Here is a 15,270-nt window from a genome sequence, read left to right as displayed (position 1 = left end):
TTATTGATTTAAAACTAATGTATTGTTGTTGTAGATGCCATACGCTTTTCCAGTCATGGGAACGTTTAAAAAGGCAGTGTTTTTAGATTTCGAAAGGATCGCTGCTTTGCTGAACGTCCACTGGGTGGCAGTTGTAAACAAACTCAGGTTCGCTTTTTCCCCGGTAGCGATGGCAGTAGGCTGAATGCCGAAAGTTTTTTTGCCGGACGTCAGTTTTTCAATGATAAGGGCTAAAGGCAATACTGTCATCAGGGCTCCAAAAGCGCTTTCCAGCCCGATTGTGCCATTTTTGGCTAAGTCAAATTCCATTTTCTTATGCTCAATATCCATCGGGTTATGGTCGGAGGTAATCATATCGATTGTACCGTCTTGTAGCCCGGCGATAAGTGCTTGCCGGTCTTCTTCCGTTCGTAGGGGTGGGGTGACTTTATAGCGGGTGTCAAAATCGTGCAGTTTTTCGTCCGTCAGTGTCAAATGGTGGACAGCAACACTACAGCTTACAGCCAATCCTGCTTTTTTTGCAGCAGCAATCAAGGCTACTGATTTTGCAGTGGAAATAGTTGGGATGTGCAATTTTCCTCCTGTATATTCTAATAAGAACAGGTTTCGGGAGATTTGCAATTCTTCCGCCAATGCTGGAATGCCTTTCAGTCCTAATCGCGTGCTGACAATTCCCTCATGGGCTACGCCACTGCCTTTGATATTGGAATCCTGGGAGTAAGCGATCACCAGCCCGTCAAAATCCTGTACATACTGTAATCCGATTTTGAGTAAGTTGGCATTGTCCAGTGCTTTATTATAATCGCCAAAAGCTACAGCTCCGGCATTTTTCATATCGTACAATTCAGCCAGGTCTTTCCCTTCGCTCCCTTTGGTCAGGGCTCCAATAGGAAATACGCTTGTGGCGGCATGGGCCGATTTGTGCCGGATAAATTGAATGGCCGACTGGTTGTCTGCCACGGGATACGCATTAGGCTGCACCGCAATAGTGGTAAAACCACTTTTTGCCGCTACCTGCAATCCATTGCTAATGGTTTCACGGTCTTCAAAACCGGGTTCGCCCAGGCTTACAGAACTGTCAAACCAACCCTGGGAGACGTGTAGGCCTTCCAGTTGTACTACTTCAAATTGTTCAGGAGCAGGCAGATTTTTACCAATTTGCTTGATGATGCCGTGTTCGATAATAATGTCTACGGTTTCATTGTGAAAAGGGCTTTGGGGATCCACTATTCTGGCTTCTTTGAGGATAATGTTCATTTTACAAATTTTTGTATGAATATTTCAGTAACTAAAAACAGTAAGGCGAGGACGACAAACCATTTCCATATTTCAGTATTGGTCCGTTCGGACTGCAGTGTATCAAAAATGGTCTCGACACTGCCGGATGTTTTGTAATCAGCAAAAAGCCGGGTATCAGGTGGGCTCAGGTCGCTTTCTGAGCGGCTGTAGTTAAAGCTGATGTTTTTCAGCAGGGCCTCTTTTTTATAAATTCCGTAGTTTCCGGCTTCCTGTGGCGATTCGCCAAAAGAGATCCGGACCTTATTGTTCAGGATTTGTTGGGTAGGGATGAATTGCTTGCTATCAGTGGCCTGAAATTGTTTTACGATCAGGATATCCTCTTTCGCCAGATTGGCTTCTACAAACAACGGAGCCGTTTGCCCGATCACCAAAGCATTCAGTGCATTGTTTTCGCTGTTCTGAGGCATATTATAAAACGTTGGGACAATCAGTGGTGCGTTTTGAAAGTTGCTGTTCGCAGTATTGATAGGGCCGGCAAAAACATAGACCGAACCCGGTAGGTTTTTCTGTCCTGCCAGGAATGGCGTCTGGTCTTCAAAGCCCAATATCATTTCGCCACCGCTGAGCACAAGAGAATGCTGGACGCTCGGGTATTGGAAGTTATCGGTTTTCCTTTCAAAAACTCCCTGGTACAACGGATGCCCAAAAGCAATTTTAGTGATGATCTTGGATTTTGATTCGGAAGGGCCATAACTCATACGCCCAAAATTAGCCAGGAAGCCGTTCAGGTTGGCCACCGGATTTTCAAGGGAAGGAATCACGATTACATTCCCGCCTTTTTTGACAAAGGCATTTAATGTCGTTTGTAATGCCTGCGGAATATCGGCCAGTTCATTCAAAATAATGGCATCTTGTTTTTCCAGCAGGTTATAATCCAGGTTTTGTACTTCCGAATTGCTGTAGTGGAAGTCATCCGGGGTGTAAATTTTGTTCAAAAACAGGCTTTTAGCAGCCGCACCAATGCTGATCACGTTGACCTTTGCGGGTTGGGTAATGCTGAAAAACAATTTGTTATCATATTCCAGGCTGTTATCGGTAACCACTACATAGCCGTTAAAATCACCTTTTGGAATCGTAAAGCCAATTTCTTCGGTAGGATGGGTAAAGGCTACTTGTGTAGTTGCAATCAGGTTAGTGCCGTTGTATACCGCTACCGGGATTTTAGTTTCAAATTTCCCGGACTGGGAAAGTTTGATTTTGATTTCGTAGAAATTGTCAAGCGTTTGGTGGATGTACACACTATCGGTAGCAATATTATTGCGGTTTTCCGCTTCCGGCAGTACAAAATACGGATTGAAATCGGTATCCAGGTTTTTAAGCTGTTTGGCCTGTGTTCCGATACCATCTGTAATGACGACGATATCTTTGCGGAAGGGTGATTTTTTAGCTTTTATTTTCGCAGTCTGATTGTCCAGCATAAAAGGGGTGGAGGAATAGGAGAGCTGCTGTAATTCTTTTTGCAGGGATCGGATGTCGGTATCCCAAAAAGCATCATCATTGGTCAGTAACGAAAAAGTGGTGTTCTCCGGGGTGTGTTTCAGGATATCCTGAACCGCTCTTTTTAGTAATTCCCCATTTTTGCCTTTCGCCTGCATACTGAATGAATTGTCTAAAATGATATACATTTCATTCGACGTATTTTTCTGGTCTTTCGCATTGAAAAAAGGCTGTGCAAAGGCAAGGATAATACAGGCTAATAATAAAAGGCGTGTCGCAAGCAGGAGCCATTTTTTGATGGAGGCGCTTTTACGGGTTTGGATACTGAGTTCTTTCAGGAAACGGACGTTGGTAAAATATTCTTTTTTGAAACGCCGGAGTTGGAATAAATGAACAAGGATTGGAATGACCAGCAAGAAAAGAAAGTAGAGGATTTCCGGGTGTTTAAATTGCATTCCTATCAAAGTTTGTCAAAAATAGTGTTTATTCATGAATTTGGCAAGGATAGATTTTAAGGAATTTAAAAGTATTTTTCGTAAAAAACAGTTATTTAGGACGTTAATCACCGAAAAAACTTTTTTATTTCTAATTAACATTTACGGATTGTATTTAAAAAATGAAAAAAGTTACTTTTGTTTTTCTTAAATTACTTTTAGATGAAAAAATTGAGTTTTTTCCCGCTCTTTTTCCTGTTCTTTATTCATGCCACTGCACAACAGCAACACTATAATCTCCTGGTAGGAACCTACACCAATACCTGCGAAAGCAAAGGGATTTACGTTTATGATTTCGATACAAAAACCGGGGATTTCCGCCTTAAAAATACAAGTCCGCAAACCATTAATCCAAGTTATCTGGCGTTAAGCCCGGAAGCGACGCTGGTGTATTCCGTGAATGAAGAAGGCGCTAAAAGTACCGTAAGTGCTTTTTCCTTTAATCCGGCTGATGGTGCAATGAAGTACCTGAATAAGCAGGATGCGCATGGAGCAGATCCCTGTTATATTATTGCCGACAACAACAATGTGATCACCGCCAATTATTCCGGAGGTACTATTGCCGTATTCGGAAGGAATGCCGACGGAACGCTAACGGAAGCCAAACAGGTCATCCAGCACCAGGGTAAAGGCCCGAATGCGCAAAGGCAGGAAAGTGCCCATGTACACATGACCGTGTTTTCGCCCGATAAGAAATTTGTCATTGCAAATGATTTAGGTACCGATAAGATTTCGGTATATAAATATGACGCCAACGGCGGAGCCAATACGCTTACATTAGATCATAGTTTTGCGGTTAAATCCGGCAGTGGGCCAAGGCATTTTGCTTTTAGCCCTAACGGCAAGTTGGCTTACCTGATCCATGAGCTAGATGGTACAGTTACCGCCTTTCAGTATAAGAAAGGTCATTTTACAAAAATCCAGGAAACCACTATTGTCGCCAAAGATTTTAAAGGAGACATCAGTTCCGCAGACATCCATATCTCGGCAGATGTGAAGTTCCTTTATGCCACCAACCGTGGAGATGCCAATGATATTACCATTTTTAAGATCAGTAGCAAGGGATTGCTTTCACAAATCGGGCAAATGAGTTCCGGCGGTAAAGGGCCCAGAAACTTTGCGATTGACCCGAGTGGGGAGTATGTATTGGTAGGGCATCAGTACACCGCAAACATCGTTATCTTCAAACGGGATAAAAAAACAGGGCTGCTGCGTCCTACAGGCAAAGAAATTGAGGTTTGTGCCCCGGTTTGTTTGGTTTTTACCCCTGTGAAATAATTTTTAGATCGAAAAGATCCGTATTTTTGGAAACTATTATTACCTAAATAAAACCATATTCAATTATTTAAATCAAAATGACCAATACATCCGAGAAAACCAGAACTAATTATACCGTTCCGCTGATTACGATTACGCTTTTATTTTTTATGTGGGGATTTATTACCTGTATGAATGATATCCTGATTCCCTACCTGAAAAAAATATTTGCCCTGAGCTTTATTGAAGCGATGTTGGTACAGTTTTGCTTTTTTGGGGCCTATTTTATTGGTTCATTAGCCTATTTCGTGATCTCCTATTATAAAGGAGACCCTATTAATAAAATTGGTTACAAAGCCGGGATCATTTCGGGAATTATATTGTCAGCAATAGGATGTGCTTTGTTTTACCCGGCGGCAACCTTCTCGGTATACGGATTGTTCCTTGGGGCTTTATTTGTGTTAGGATTGGGCTTTACCATCCTGCAGATTACGGCCAATGCCTATGTTTCCCTTCTTGGGCCGGAAGATAGTGCTTCCAGCCGTTTGAATATGACCCAGGCATTCAATGCTTTCGGAACTACGATTGCCCCTGTATTGGGTGGTCACCTGATATTTGAATTTTTCGCGGATGCTGATGGAAGTATTTCTGCTGAAGCTACCCGTATTCCCTACCTTATATTTGCGGTGATCCTGCTGTTGGTAGCGGTATTGATCTACAATGTGAAATTACCTTCTTTCCAGGCCGAAGAAACAGAAACCAAAGGCCTTGGGGCTTTGAAATTCCCACAATTGCGACTGGGGGTTTTGGGGATCTTCTGTTATGTAGGAGGAGAAGTAGCCGTAGGTAGTTTTATCATTAGCTTTTTGGAACAGGATAGTATCATGGGACTTTCTGAGTCGGTGAGTAAAAATTACCTTGCCCTGTATTGGGGTGGTGCCATGATTGGCCGATTCCTGGGGGCCATTTCGCTGAACCACGGCATTAGTGCTACCAAAAAAGCAGTATACATGGTTGTGGCTGCGACACTGGTGTTCCTGTTGATCTTTAGTATCGTTAACCTGGATTTCTCACAAATCAGTTTCTTCATCGGATTTATAGTCTTGAACTTTGTTGCCTTTATGATTGGGAAATCAGCACCCGCACGTACACTGTCAGTATTTGCCAGTATCAACGTAATGTTGTTGCTTTCTGCCATATTCAATAGTGGGGAGCTGGCGATGTACAGCATCTTGGGAATAGGGATTTTTAACTCTATTATGTTCTCCAATATATATACTTTAGGGATATCCGGTTTGGGCAAATATACCAGCCAGGGATCTTCGCTGCTGGTCATGGCTATATTGGGTGGAGCTTTAGTACCATTGATTCAGGGTGCCATTGCAGATTCTGAAATCGGGGTGCAGAAATCCTTTATTGTTCCGGTATTCTGTTACCTGTATATCCTGTATTTCGGTATCTATTGTTCCCGAAAACTGAAAAATGTAGCAGTAGGCCAAAATGTCTCCGGGCATTAATACGTCCTTCATTACTATAAAAAAAGCGTCCCGATTATAATTAATCGGGACGCTTTTTTTAGGTGTAGTACTGAACTAAATCCGGTATCTATTCTTTGTTTTTCTTTCTCTTAGCCGCTCTTGTTTTTTCAACACCACGGTTTCTCGGTTTCGTTTTCCTTGGTTTCGTTTTTCCAGGGCCTCCAAGATTTACTTTTTTGTTCTTGGCTGATTTTTCATGGAACGCTTCACCACCGTCCATTTTTACTTTCTTCATCATGAATTTCACTTTCTGTTTCAGCTTTTCAGGCTCAATCAGTACCGTAGAAATTTCAACAGCTTCGGGAAGGGGCAGTATTTTTACTTCCATATCCATCAGCATTTCACTTTCAATAAAAAACTCTTGTTCTCTTTTTGTAATAAAGCTCAACGCTGTTCCTTCTTTGTCTGCACGGCCTGTCCTACCAATACGGTGAATGTATTGTTCCGGCACTTCAGAAGCTTCAAAGTTGATGACGTGTGTAATGTCGGAGATGTCAAGGCCCCTCGCCATAATATCGGTTGTAATGATCCCACGGATATTTCCTTCCTGGAATTCGGCCATGGTGCTAAGTCGGTAATTCTGTGATTTATTCGAGTGGATTACCCCAAACTGATCGGGGAATTCCGCATCAATCTTGTCGTGCACCATATCGGCAATTTTCTTATTATTCACGAAAATAAGAATCCTGCTCATGTTTTCGTTTTCTGCCAACAGGTGTTTCAGCAGGTTTACTTTGGTATTGTGGTTGGGTACATCATAACGGAATTGCTGGATTTGTTCCAATGGTGTACCGGAGGTTGCCAAGGATACTTCTTCCGGGAAATCAAAAAAGTCATTCAGTACTTCATCAACCTCATCCGTCATCGTAGCTGAAAACAAGATGCTCTGTTTTTTCGGACGCATCATGGCCAGGATAGAAGTCAGCTGAAAACGGAACCCTAAGTTCAGCATTTCATCAAATTCATCAATAACCAGTTTTTGGGTTTCATCAAAACGGATCACATTGTCCAAGGCTAAATCCATCATTCGCCCCGGCGTACCCACAAGGATATCTATCCCCTGATAAACCGATTTTTTTTGCGTGTTGATGTTCACACCACCATAAACACCAAGGGTGCGCACGGACATGTATTTGGCTATTTTTTCTACTTCTTCCACAACCTGTACTACCAATTCCCGGGTAGGGACGATAATAACGATTTTAGGAGTTTCGGTAGGTGTAAATTTATAGAGTTTAAGAAGCGGCAGCAGATAAGCAAAAGTCTTACCCGTTCCCGTCTGAGCAATTCCCATCATATCGCGCCCCGACATAATAACGGAAAAAGATTTTTCCTGTATAGGAGTAGGGGAAGTAAATCCTAAATCATCTATTGCTTTTTGTAGTGATTTAGGAAGATTGAAATTTTCGAAAGTGGACATTGTTATAAATTTTAGGCAAAGATAGGCAGAATTACCAAGAATACCGCAATGTTTCGCTAATCAGGGCAATTCGGATCCCAATCAATTGATTTTTGACCAATATATGAGGTCTTTTAAAAATTACCGGAGGCTATTGATCTGTAAAAAAATCCTACAGAGACTGGTCGAAATTTTGTGTAAACAGTTCTTAGTGTTTAATATTACACCTTTCTCCAAATATGACCAAGAACTGATTCATGATTAATCCCCAGCTTGGTATTGCATTTATCCAGCTTTTTTCACAATTTTGTATTGCTAAATAGACTGATTTCTTGACGCTTTTTTCATCTGGGAACTGCACTTTTGTTTTGGTATATTTTCTAATTCCCCTGTTTAAGTTTTCTATTGTATTTGTGGTGTACATTATTTTCCTGATTTCAGCAGGATAGGCCAAAAAAGGCATGAGATTTTCCCAATTCTTTTCCCAGGAGCAAACGGCATATTTATATTTTGCTTCCCAGTTTTTTTTAAATTCAGCCAGAGCTAAAACGGCTTCTTCCTGATTTATTGCAGTATATACTTCTTTCATTGCACTGCAAAATGCTTTTCTATCCTTAACTACTACAAACTTAAGGCTATTCCTTATTTGATGAACAATGCAAAGCTGGGATTCTGTATTTGGAAAAACACCTCTGATAGCTTTTGTAAATCCGGTAAGGTTATCTGTACAGGCAATGAGAATATCCTTTACTCCACGAGATTTTATGTCAGAGAGTACAGTCATCCAAAATGAAGCCGACTCTTCTTTATTTAGCCACATTCCTAATACTTCTTTCTTACCATCTGTTTTTAGTCCGATTACAATGTAAATTGCATGGTTTTCATATTTCCCATCTGTTCTTACTTTCATATGCACAGCATCCATCCAAACAATCAGATACTGTGGTTCTAAAGCCCTTTTAGTCCATAAATCAACATCAGCCAGTATTCTATCAGAGATGGTCGAAATCGTGGACTCACTTACTGATATCCCATAAACTTCTTTAACTTGTTCTACAATATCACTACGGGTCATTCCACGACTGTACATTCCTAAAATAGCATCTTCAATCTTTTCACTCATCGATTGGCCTTTTCCGATGACCTGAGGCTCGAATTCACCATTTCTATCCCGGGGAATAGCCAGGACCATATTGCCCAAAGTCTCTGATTTTATATTCTTTGAGAAAGAACCATTACGGCTATTGCCTGTATTGTATCCGTCAATATTATGCTTCTCATATCCCAGATGAGCATCCAATTCTCCCTGGAGTAGTTGTTCAATGCCTTGTTTATACAGGTCTTGAAAAAAAGTATGGAAGTCTTCTTTGTTTTTAAATTGCTTTGCAAAATCTTTGGGTAATTTACCATCTTCGATCATAATCCGCTCTTTTTAAATTATTTAAATGTAGTTCTTTTAAATTCTATACTTAATGATCTGTTGTTTTTTGGCTAAGCCTTAAAATCTCAAATCAAATTAAAATCAATTTCTACGTTTACACAATCTAACGACTACTCCCGACTACCTCCCCTCTTTACCTCTTGTCATGCCTTCTACGCCTCTTGTCACGTCTTCTTTACCTCTTGTCACGCCTTCTTTGCTTCTTGTCACGTCCTCTTTACCTCTTGTCACGCCTTCTTTGCTTCTTGTCACATCATCTTTACCTCTTGTCACGCCTTCTTTGCTTCTTGCCGCGCCTTCTATGGTTGTTGCCACGTTGCCTAAGCATACGGCTTGTTCAGCATGCTATAAAAAAAATATAGAGGAGTTTAAAATCTGCCTGTTGCTGTGTTGTTTGTATTTATTTATTATATAACTTTATCGCTGCCAACAAGGTTTGTTGAAAAGGCAGCTGTAGTTTCCCCAGGTAGATTTCGAATTAAACTCTTAAGAAAATGAATAGGATATTTGATTTTATTAACCTGCATTCCGGGGAGGAAAACAGGCAAAAAGTACTGGAAAATGTAAAAGCCAACACCTCATTCCGCGGATCGAATCTTTGGATTCTGGCCTGTGCAATCGTAATTGCCTCGGTAGGGCTTAATGTCAATTCTACAGCCGTAATCATTGGTGCGATGCTAATCTCACCGTTGATGGGACCGATTATCGGTGCCGGGTTTGGCCTTGGGATTTTCGATTTCCAGCTCTTGAAAAAATCACTTAAAAACTTACTGATTGCTACCATCGTCAGCTTGGTGGTTTCCACCCTTTATTTTTACCTGAGTCCCTTTAAAGAAACCCAGACCGAATTGCTCGCCCGGACCTCCCCGAATATTTATGATGTGCTGATTGCCTTTTTTGGTGGATTGGTAGGCGTGATAGCGATTACCCGTGTCGAAAAAGGCAACCCGATTCCCGGTGTGGCTATTGCTACAGCACTGATGCCACCCCTTTGTACTGCGGGTTACGGACTGGCGATCGGGAATTTTAAGTTCTTCTTTGGAGCCATGTACCTGTACACCATCAATTGCGTATTCATTTGTATCGCGACCTTTATTATTGTCAAATACCTCAATTATCCTAAAGCGGCACTTGTAGATCAGAAGAATGAAAAAAGGGTGCAATATGCCATAACGATACTCACACTGGTCATGGTTTTGCCGAGTATTTATTTTGCCAACCAACTGTTTCAGCAGAAGAAATATACACAAAAGACAGAATTGTTCCTGGAACAGGAGTTTACGGATAAAGGCTATACGATATTGTATGAAAAGACCAAATTCAACCAGACTCCCAAAGCCATTGAATTGGTATTCCTGAGTAAGAAATTTACCGATAGCGAAATTGAAGCGCTGAACCGGAAACTAAAAGACTATGATATTACCGATACCCAACTGCTCATCCGCCAGGACACTACCGACCTGAAAAAAGACATCCTGAGGGCAATCAATTCGGATAAACTGCGGGTGAATGAAAAAGATATTGTCATTGATAACCTGAAAAAAGAATTAGAGGCTAAAAAATACGATACTAAAGGTATTTTAGCCGAAATGAAAATCCTGTTTCCCGGGATTGATAATATTGCTATCAGTGACCATGTTTTCAATCCCGAAACGGATAGCGTAAAAACAGTTCCGGTACTGATTTATAAAGGTAAAAAAGCCCTGACGGAAGAAGCCAGGATAAAACTGGAAGCATGGCTGGAACAAAAGCTGTCCAAAGAAAAAGTTGTGGTCTATAAAGAAATAGCGAAATAAGCCTACTGGTTTCATCTTATGAGATATCGTTAGCGCAACTGTGTTTGGCTATTTCGGTTATTTAGAGTAGTTTGCTTTTAAATTAGTTTTATGAAAGCAGTAAAAATCGGAATAGCACTTCTTATCAGTATATTGTTTTTCGTCTTTATGTATGGCGATATGGCATTGCTCCTTGCCGAAAGCACTACACGTACATTTTATGTAAAACTATTCCTCAGTTTTATTTTTGGATTTAGTATGGTTTACTTCCTATTCAAAAGAAAACAGTCGGGCAAACAATAAAGTAAATCGGCTTTATAAATGATTTATTGATTGGTGCTGGAATTCTTTAAAAAACAACCCAAATAAAGAAAAAGGCATAGGTCGCACGATTGGCATGTTTAAAAATTTAAAACATTTTAAGATTAAATTGTTGTGTATTTAGGTATTCTCGGATATTTTTTGAATCACTATTGTCTCCAATGCAAAAACGTATTATTATTGTAATAAGCAACCTGGATATGCAAACAAAAATTGCACAGTAAGTTAAGCTACATTTTTGTAATTAATTTGATTGTTGAATTCTTCAATAGTTGCATAATTTAAAGCAGAATGCCTTCTTTTTCTGTTGTACCAAATTTCAATGTATTCAAAGATTTCCAGTTTCATTTGTTCTTTAGAAATGAGTTTGTTGCCATAAATCAATTCCGTTTTCAAAGATTTGAAGAAACTTTCGGCTACAGCATTATCCCAGCAATTTCCTTTACGGCTCATACTGCGAGTTATTTTTTTATAGGAATCAAGAACATTTACAAACTTTTTACTGGCATATTGGACACCTCTGTCGGAATGAAAAATCAAACCATTTTTAAGATCTCGGTTTTTAATTGCCATTTTCCAAGCTCCAAGTGTCGTTTGCTCAGTGCTCATTGCGTTGCTCAAACTCCAGCCTATAATTTTTCTGTCGTATAAATCCATAATAGTGGTCAGGTATACAAATCCCTCTTTAGTTTGGATGTATGTAATATCTGAAACCCAAACCTTTGATGGCATTTTTACAGTAAACTCTCTGTTTAATACATTTTCGACAACTAAATAATTGTGACTAGAGTTGGTTGTTACTTTAAACTTCTTGCTTAATTTACTTCGCAAGCCAAGTTCTTTCATATACTTTGCAACTGTAACTCTTGAAATTTTATAACCAATGCTTCGAAGTTCTAATGTTATTCTAGGACTCCCGTATCGTTGCTTGGTTTGAAAATAAATCAATGCTATCTGTTTTTTTATGGCGCTTTTTAGTTGCTGTCTTGCAGTATTTATTTGTTTTTTCCATCGGTAATAACTTCCATTGCTTACTTGTAGAACTCTGCACATTTTTTCAATCGGGAATAGCTGTTCATTGTTTTTAATGAAACTATAAATCATCGACCGTTCTTGGAAAAAATGCCGATTGCTTTTTTTAATATGTCACGTTCTAACTCTGCATCTTTGAGTTTTTTCTCCAGTTCATGGATTTTTTCTTGCTCGGGAGTTAGTTTTAAATTTCCTTTTCCAGGAAAACTTCCTTCTCCAAATTCCTGGAGTTCTTTACGCCATTTATAAAGCTGGGGGGCTGTTATTCCTAACTCCCTGGCAAGTTCTGATACATTTGTTCTATCATAACTCAATTCAACGGCTTTTTCCTTAAAAGCCTTGTCGTAAATTTTGCGGACTTGTGGATATGCAAACAAAAATTGCACAGTAAGTTAAGCTACATTTTTGTAATTAATTTGATTGTTGAATTCTTCAATAGTTGCATAATTTAAAGCAGAATGCCTTCTTTTTCTGTTGTACCAAATTTCAATGTATTCAAAGATTTCCAGTTTCATTTGTTCTTTAGAAATGAGTTTGTTGCCATAAATCAATTCCGTTTTCAAAGATTTGAAGAAACTTTCGGCTACAGCATTATCCCAGCAATTTCCTTTACGGCTCATACTGCGAGTTATTTTTTTATAGGAATCAAGAACATTTACAAACTTTTTACTGGCATATTGGACACCTCTGTCGGAATGAAAAATCAAACCATTTTTAAGATCTCGGTTTTTAATTGCCATTTTCCAAGCTCCAAGTGTCGTTTGCTCAGTGCTCATTGCGTTGCTCAAACTCCAGCCTATAATTTTTCTGTCGTATAAATCCATAATAGTGGTCAGGTATACAAATCCCTCTTTAGTTTGGATGTATGTAATATCTGAAACCCAAACCTTTGATGGCATTTTTACAGTAAACTCTCTGTTTAATACATTTTCGACAACTAAATAATTGTGACTAGAGTTGGTTGTTACTTTAAACTTCTTGCTTAATTTACTTCGCAAGCCAAGTTCTTTCATATACTTTGCAACTGTAACTCTTGAAATTTTATAACCAATGCTTCGAAGTTCTAATGTTATTCTAGGACTCCCGTATCGTTGCTTGGTTTGAAAATAAATCAATGCTATCTGTTTTTTTATGGCGCTTTTTAGTTGCTGTCTTGCAGTATTTATTTGTTTTTTCCATCGGTAATAACTTCCATTGCTTACTTGTAGAACTCTGCACATTTTTTCAATCGGGAATAGCTGTTCATTGTTTTTAATGAAACTATAAATCATCGACCGTTCTTGGAAAAAATGCCGATTGCTTTTTTTAATATGTCACGTTCTAACTCTGCATCTTTGAGTTTTTTCTCCAGTTCATGGATTTTTTCTTGCTCGGGAGTTAGTTTTAAATTTCCTTTTCCAGGAAAACTTCCTTCTCCAAATTCCTGGAGTTCTTTACGCCATTTATAAAGCTGGGGGGCTGTTATTCCTAACTCCCTGGCAAGTTCTGATACATTTGTTCTATCATAACTCAATTCAACGGCTTTTTCCTTAAAAGCCTTGTCGTAAATTTTGCGGACTTGTTTCATAGATTAAAATTAAGATTATTTCTTAACTTTCAATGCAGGCTAAGTTAGCATGTCCAACCTTAGAAGTATTTAAAAAATAGAACTTAAAAGGGTGGTATGTATCACTTTAAGAGCAACAGTTTTAGTATGAAAAACATTAAATATATTATAGTAAACACATTTAATTTTAGAGGGGTAACCGGCAGGAAAGCCTATTGGTCTTATCTCTTAGTATATTACATCACCTTATTTATTCTTGCCGGTATCTTAGGAGTAGTGACGGGGAGGTATCAAAAAATAAATAATATTCAGCCCAATGGTTTGCTATTTACCGATGTATATGTGTATTATTCCATTTTGTTACTTCCTATGGTATCGGCTACAGTTAGAAGATTGCGGGATGCGGGACTTTCGCCCTGGTTGGTGTTGGTTCCGGTTTTAAATGTATTATTGTCTTTAAAAGCCTCTAAAAAAGAAGCACGCGATTTAAGGAATTAATCTTTGACATAAATTAAAGATTGGATATGTTTAACATCAGTAGTGTGTTTTTCGATTGTCATGTCTGTTATGAAAAATTCTTTTGATAATGTCATATTAAATATTTTAAGTTCTAATAGATAGATTCCTAGCTCCCTTGTAGTAGTACCTGTCATTAATTTATGGTATAATAATTTTTTTTCCTGGTTAGTAAATACATTTCTTAAATCTCTATTTAGAGATTCACTTTCATTTTTTTGTGTGTAGACTACGTCTAATATACTATGAATGCCATTTACATATAATTCAAGAAATATATCATATTTCTTTCGGCTTTATACGTTAGATATTTTTTATTCACTATTTAAAAATTTACTTAAATGTAATAAATTTTTAAGAACTTTACAATTATGGATATAACTGATATAAAAGACCTTCTGAATACAAAGTATCAACAATATAATAATCAAAATTTCATTGAGTCTGACCCTGTTCAAATCCCTCATCTCTTTAGCCTAAAAGAAGATATTGAGATTGCTGGATTTTTAGCAGCTACAATTGCATGGGGTAATCGAAAAATGGTTATCAATAATTGTCACAAGATGATGAACCTAATGGGTAATTCACCTTATGACTTTGTAATGTCACATCAATCACATCAGCTCGAGCCTTTACAAAGCTTTGTTCATAGGACATTCAACGGGGGTGATTTTGCAACTTTTATACGAGGATTAAAGCATATTTACACCAATCATAATGGGTTGGAGGGTGTTTTTAATGAACATCAAAAGGATGGCTATTTGCATAATGCCATTAGCCAATTGAAGCAGAAGTTTTTTGAGATTGAACATGAGCAAAGAACACATAAGCATATTGCAGACCCGTTGCGAGGTAGTGCAGCTAAAAGAATTCATCTTTTTTTAAGGTGGATGGTTAGAAATGACAATGCTGGTGTAGACCTCGGTATTTGGAAATCCATTTCTCCAAGCTTACTGTCATGTCCTCTTGACATTCATACAGGTAACGTAGGCAGAAATCTTGGCTTAATTACAAGAAAGCAAGATGATATAAAGACTCTAAACGAGTTAGATACTCATCTTAGAAATTTTGACCCATTTGACCCCGTTAAATATGATTATGCTTTGTTTGGATTAGGTGTTTTTGAAGGTTGGAAGTAATAATCCGTTCTAATCTAAAACTTTGAGACGGCATAAAATATTTTAAACTATACTATTGACAATGATTTTAAAAACT

13 protein-coding genes are annotated in these 15,270 nt (G+C 38.7%); 6 read left to right on the top strand and 7 right to left on the bottom strand.

All coding sequences use genetic code 11. The features are described 5' to 3' along the window. Complete coding sequence (locus FK004_RS16235; RefSeq protein ID WP_108738198.1) at positions 1–1,257, bottom strand: dihydroorotase; 1,257 nt, start codon at positions 1,255–1,257, stop codon at positions 1–3. Next, positions 1,254–3,191 carry a BatA domain-containing protein gene (locus FK004_RS16230; RefSeq protein WP_108738197.1) on the bottom strand — a complete coding sequence of 646 codons (1,938 nt, stop codon included), beginning with the start codon at positions 3,189–3,191 and terminating at the stop codon, positions 1,254–1,256. The genes FK004_RS16235 and FK004_RS16230 overlap by 4 nt, the downstream gene beginning before the upstream one ends. 201 nt (positions 3,192–3,392) lie before the next feature. Here FK004_RS16230 and FK004_RS16225 point away from each other — a divergent pair, with 201 nt between their 5' ends. After that, positions 3,393–4,508 carry a lactonase family protein gene (locus FK004_RS16225; RefSeq protein WP_108738196.1) on the top strand — a complete coding sequence of 372 codons (1,116 nt, stop codon included), beginning with the start codon at positions 3,393–3,395 and terminating at the stop codon, positions 4,506–4,508. A gap of 77 nt (positions 4,509–4,585) precedes the next feature. Then, positions 4,586–6,004 carry a sugar MFS transporter gene (locus tag FK004_RS16220; protein ID WP_108738195.1) on the top strand — a complete coding sequence of 473 codons (1,419 nt, stop codon included), beginning with the start codon at positions 4,586–4,588 and terminating at the stop codon, positions 6,002–6,004. Positions 6,005–6,092: 88 nt separating this feature from the next. On the opposite strand, the gene FK004_RS16215 is transcribed toward FK004_RS16220, so the two are convergent. The 3 genes from FK004_RS16215 to FK004_RS16205 all read right to left on the bottom strand — a co-directional run bounded on the left by FK004_RS16215 (position 6,093) and on the right by FK004_RS16205 (position 9,180). Continuing rightward, positions 6,093–7,445 carry a DEAD/DEAH box helicase gene (locus FK004_RS16215; protein ID WP_108738194.1) on the bottom strand — a complete coding sequence of 451 codons (1,353 nt, stop codon included), beginning with the start codon at positions 7,443–7,445 and terminating at the stop codon, positions 6,093–6,095. A gap of 187 nt (positions 7,446–7,632) precedes the next feature. Then, positions 7,633–8,844: an IS256 family transposase gene (locus tag FK004_RS16210; RefSeq protein WP_108735429.1), complete on the bottom strand. Its 1,212-nt coding sequence runs from the start codon at positions 8,842–8,844 to the stop codon at positions 7,633–7,635. 141 nt (positions 8,845–8,985) lie between these two features. Then, positions 8,986–9,180, bottom strand: coding sequence for a hypothetical protein (locus FK004_RS16205; RefSeq protein ID WP_108738193.1), 195 nt, complete (start codon positions 9,178–9,180; stop codon positions 8,986–8,988). Positions 9,181–9,359: 179 nt separating this feature from the next. Here FK004_RS16205 and FK004_RS16200 point away from each other — a divergent pair, with 179 nt between their 5' ends. Together FK004_RS16200 and FK004_RS16195 are read left to right on the top strand one after the other, a co-directional pair. Next, positions 9,360–10,661, top strand: coding sequence for a TIGR00341 family protein (locus tag FK004_RS16200; protein WP_108738192.1), 1,302 nt, complete (start codon positions 9,360–9,362; stop codon positions 10,659–10,661). A gap of 90 nt (positions 10,662–10,751) precedes the next feature. Then, on the top strand, positions 10,752–10,943 hold the full coding sequence (locus FK004_RS16195; RefSeq protein WP_108738191.1) for a hypothetical protein: 192 nt from the start codon (positions 10,752–10,754) through the stop codon (positions 10,941–10,943). Between the two features lie 243 nt (positions 10,944–11,186). Here FK004_RS16195 and FK004_RS16190 read toward each other — a convergent pair. Both FK004_RS16190 and FK004_RS16185 read right to left on the bottom strand, forming a co-directional pair. Then, positions 11,187–12,379 (bottom strand): IS3 family transposase gene (locus FK004_RS16190; protein ID WP_475404849.1). Its coding sequence is split into 2 segments (ribosomal slippage): positions 11,187–12,094 and positions 12,094–12,379, totalling 1,194 coding nucleotides; the frame shifts between segments, so codons are not numbered across the junction. A 6-nt stretch (positions 12,380–12,385) separates the two neighbouring features. Next, a protein-coding gene (locus FK004_RS16185; protein WP_420358875.1) for an IS3 family transposase occupies positions 12,386–13,560 on the bottom strand; the annotation gives its coding sequence in 2 pieces (ribosomal slippage) (positions 12,386–13,293 and positions 13,293–13,560; 1,176 coding nt in all). 126 nt (positions 13,561–13,686) lie between these two features. Here FK004_RS16185 and FK004_RS16180 point away from each other — a divergent pair. Together FK004_RS16180 and FK004_RS16175 are read left to right on the top strand one after the other, a co-directional pair. Beyond that, positions 13,687–14,037: a DUF805 domain-containing protein gene (locus FK004_RS16180; RefSeq protein WP_157956136.1), complete on the top strand. Its 351-nt coding sequence runs from the start codon at positions 13,687–13,689 to the stop codon at positions 14,035–14,037. A 389-nt stretch (positions 14,038–14,426) separates the two neighbouring features. After that, complete coding sequence (locus FK004_RS16175) at positions 14,427–15,194, top strand: TIGR02757 family protein (protein WP_108738189.1); 768 nt, start codon at positions 14,427–14,429, stop codon at positions 15,192–15,194. Positions 15,195–15,270 lie beyond the last annotated feature (76 nt).

Origin of the sequence: Flavobacterium kingsejongi (genome assembly GCF_003076475.1) — a bacterium.
GTDB classification, from domain to species: domain Bacteria; phylum Bacteroidota; class Bacteroidia; order Flavobacteriales; family Flavobacteriaceae; genus Flavobacterium; species Flavobacterium kingsejongi.
Note: the sequence above shows the minus strand (reverse complement) of the source record. Positions and strands in the feature narration are given on the sequence as shown.

Coding starts and splice junctions, on each gene's coding strand:
- FK004_RS16235 (WP_108738198.1), bottom strand. CDS start 1,257: ATGAACATTATCCTCAAAGAAGCCAGAATAGTGGATCCCCAAAGCCCT.
- FK004_RS16230 (WP_108738197.1), bottom strand. CDS start 3,191: ATGCAATTTAAACACCCGGAAATCCTCTACTTTCTTTTCTTGCTGGTC.
- FK004_RS16225 (WP_108738196.1), top strand. CDS start 3,393: ATGAAAAAATTGAGTTTTTTCCCGCTCTTTTTCCTGTTCTTTATTCAT.
- FK004_RS16220 (WP_108738195.1), top strand. CDS start 4,586: ATGACCAATACATCCGAGAAAACCAGAACTAATTATACCGTTCCGCTG.
- FK004_RS16215 (WP_108738194.1), bottom strand. CDS start 7,445: ATGTCCACTTTCGAAAATTTCAATCTTCCTAAATCACTACAAAAAGCA.
- FK004_RS16210 (WP_108735429.1), bottom strand. CDS start 8,844: ATGATCGAAGATGGTAAATTACCCAAAGATTTTGCAAAGCAATTTAAA.
- FK004_RS16200 (WP_108738192.1), top strand. CDS start 9,360: ATGAATAGGATATTTGATTTTATTAACCTGCATTCCGGGGAGGAAAAC.
- FK004_RS16195 (WP_108738191.1), top strand. CDS start 10,752: ATGAAAGCAGTAAAAATCGGAATAGCACTTCTTATCAGTATATTGTTT.
- FK004_RS16180 (WP_157956136.1), top strand. CDS start 13,687: ATGAAAAACATTAAATATATTATAGTAAACACATTTAATTTTAGAGGG.
- FK004_RS16175 (WP_108738189.1), top strand. CDS start 14,427: ATGGATATAACTGATATAAAAGACCTTCTGAATACAAAGTATCAACAA.